The organism is Shewanella sp. 10N.286.45.A1, from assembly GCF_041470405.1.
In the GTDB taxonomy this organism is placed as follows: Bacteria; Pseudomonadota; Gammaproteobacteria; order Enterobacterales; family Shewanellaceae; genus Shewanella.
Map to the genome: position 1 here is coordinate 29,905 of NZ_JBFRMK010000103.1, position 2,731 is coordinate 32,635.

The following is a 2,731-nucleotide window of genomic DNA, read 5'->3' on the forward strand; positions in this document are numbered from 1 at the left end:
TAGTAGGAGGTCGCGATTGATGCCATTATCTATGGGTGTCTATATATTTGATTCTACTCCACTTAACCCTTCTCGAGTGCTATTCAAATTCAAAGCGTTGGTCGAAGCTAATATGGATGAGATGGCAGAGCTGATCACTCGTGAGCACGGCAAAGTACTGGATGATGCAAAAGGTGAGCTCATTCGCGGTCTAGAAGTGGTTGAATTTGAATGTGGTATTCCACACCTATTGAAAGGTGAGCATACAGAGCAGGTCGGCGGCGGTGTCGATGCGTGGACCTTAAACCAATCATTGGGCGTTGTTGCAGGTATTGCACCGTTCAACTTCCCAGTGATGGTACCCATGTGGATGTTCCCAATTGCGATAGCCTGCGGTAATAGCTTTATCATGAAGCCATCGGAGAAAGACCCAAGCTCAGTAATGCGTATGGCTGAACTACTTACCGAAGCAGGATTACCTGATGGGGTATTCAACGTCGTTAATGGCGACAAAGAAGCGGTAGATACCCTGCTAACGCACAAAGATGTACATGCGGTTAGCTTTGTTGGCTCAACCCCTATTGCAGAATACATTTATGCCACCGCTTCAGCACACGGTAAACGTGTTCAAGCCTTAGGCGGTGCTAAAAACCACATGGTATTAATGCCTCACGCCGATCTTGACCAAGCCGTTGGCGCACTTATGGGTGCAGCCTACGGTAGTGCTGGCGAACGTTGCATGGCGATATCAGTGGTGCTAGCGGTTGGTGACTCTGGCGATGCCCTTGTTGAAAAGCTACTGCCACAAATAAAATCACTAAAGGTCGGCAACGGCGTAACACCTGAGATGGATATGGGCCCTCTTATCTCGGCGCAACACTTAGAAAAAGTGACCAGCTATGTTGAAACGGGTCTCAACGAAGGTGCCAAATTACTTGCCGATGGCAGAGCGCTAACCGTTGCTTACCATGAACAAGGTTATTTCTTAGGTGGCTGTTTGTTTGACCATGTCACCCCTGAGATGACTATCTATAAAGAGGAGATCTTTGGCCCAGTCCTCGCCATTGTGCGAGTAAAAGACTACGCCGAAGCGCTGCAACTCATCAATGATCATGAGTTTGGTAATGGCACCGCCATCTTTACCCAAAGTGGTGAAGCGGCGCGTCATTTCTGCCATCACGTGCAAGTGGGCATGGTTGGAGTGAACGTACCAATCCCTGTTCCAATGGCTTTCCATAGTTTTGGCGGCTGGAAGCGTTCACTGTTTGGTCCTCTACATATGCATGGCCCAGATGGAGTACGCTTTTACACCAAACGTAAAGCGATTACCGCTCGCTGGCCTCAACCAAGCAAGCAAGCCAAAGCAGAGTTTGTTATGCCAACAATGAAATAACCGATTGATGCGCAGTTAACGCTGCGCATTTGTCGTTGTTATCACCCAACAACATAACTCATGCAAGTAAAGGGAATAGAGAGTCCGATGAGCATAGGCATTGATTCAATTATTGATTTTGCGGCCATCAATACCGCCGTAGAACGTTACAAGCTAGCTGCAGAAAAACGGCTTCAGGGCGATCCTGAACAGCAGCTGCAAAACCATTACTCAAGTGATTGTGACCAATTTCACGCTGGGGTTTGGCAAGGTGATATTGGCCGCTGGAAAGTCTGTTACAGCGAACATGAATACTGCGAAATTCTATCCGGGTCGAGTGTAGTCACCGACAGCGACGGTAACCAAACCACCGTAAAAACAGGTGATAGATTTGTGATCCCAGCGGGGTTTGAGGGTACCTGGGAGGTACTTGAAGATTGCCGCAAAGTGTATGTGATTTTCGAGCCTACGAGGCGCTGAAATCATTTTTAGCCATGAGGTCGTAGCAAACGCTGCTGTTTGGCAAAACCATAAGATGCTTAAAACATAATAATGGAGCGTCTAAGTCAACATAGTAAAATGGAGATACTACCGTGTATAAGAAATTAAATAAAAAACGGATTGCCCAAGTTGTCGGTCTAACCTTATCAACAGCGCTAATTGCACCACTTGCTCAAGCAGAGTTCTCTGGTGAAATTGGAGTCACCAATGATTATCGCTTCCGTGGCGTATCTCAAACCGCGGGTGACTTTGCCGTTCAGGGCAGTGTTGATTACAGCATGGAAAATGGTATTTTCCTTGGTGTGTGGGCAAGTAATGTTGATGATGCTAGCTACGATGCCGATGTAGAAGTTGATATTTATGCTGGATATGCTGGGGCTTTCGGTGCCGATGAAGAGTGGGAATATGACGTTACATTGACTTACTACACTTACCCAGGACAAGATGAAAGCTCGCAGTATTTAGAAGCTTCAGTCGGCTTATACTATGGCGATTTCCATCTTGCGCAGTGGTATACCAATGATTATTCCAATGCCGATGTCGCGTTAAACTATACCGAGCTTAACTACTCCTATGAGATTTTTGAAAACTGGAGTATTGATGCTCACGTAGGTTACAGCTATGGCGACGGTGCAGACTATGATTGGGGTGAAGACTACGCCGATTACTCTATTGGTGTCTCCACTGAGCTTGGCGGCGTAGCGCTGTCTCTAGCTTGGTTAGATACCAACCTAAGTTCAGACAATATCATCGACTCGTCTGAGCCTTGGAGAAACGACGGCACAGTATTAGCGTCAGCAAGCTACGCTTTCTAATACTACTTTTACCTTGTTTCCCTACCCATAAAAAAACCGCCTACTGGTAATGCCGGTCAGTTAA

3 protein-coding genes are annotated in these 2,731 nt (G+C 46.7%); all 3 read left to right on the top strand.

Annotated elements, in window-relative coordinates; genetic code table 11:
* The coding region (locus AB4238_RS09050; RefSeq protein WP_372033055.1) for a CoA-acylating methylmalonate-semialdehyde dehydrogenase at positions 1-1,372 on the top strand (1,372 nt) is incomplete at its 5' end.
* A gap of 87 nt (positions 1,373-1,459) precedes the next feature.
* A complete protein-coding gene (locus tag AB4238_RS09055) occupies positions 1,460-1,831 on the top strand; it encodes a cupin domain-containing protein (protein ID WP_372033057.1) in 372 nt (123 codons plus the stop codon).
* Positions 1,832-1,944: 113 nt separating this feature from the next.
* Positions 1,945-2,667, top strand: a complete 723-nt coding sequence (locus AB4238_RS09060) for a TorF family putative porin (protein WP_020914179.1) — start codon at positions 1,945-1,947, stop codon at positions 2,665-2,667.
* Positions 2,668-2,731: the final 64 nt, after the last annotated feature.

Excerpts from the sequence above, each read along its gene's own strand:
- AB4238_RS09055 (WP_372033057.1), top strand. The coding sequence starts at position 1,460 with ATGAGCATAGGCATTGATTCAATTATTGATTTTGCGGCCATCAATACC.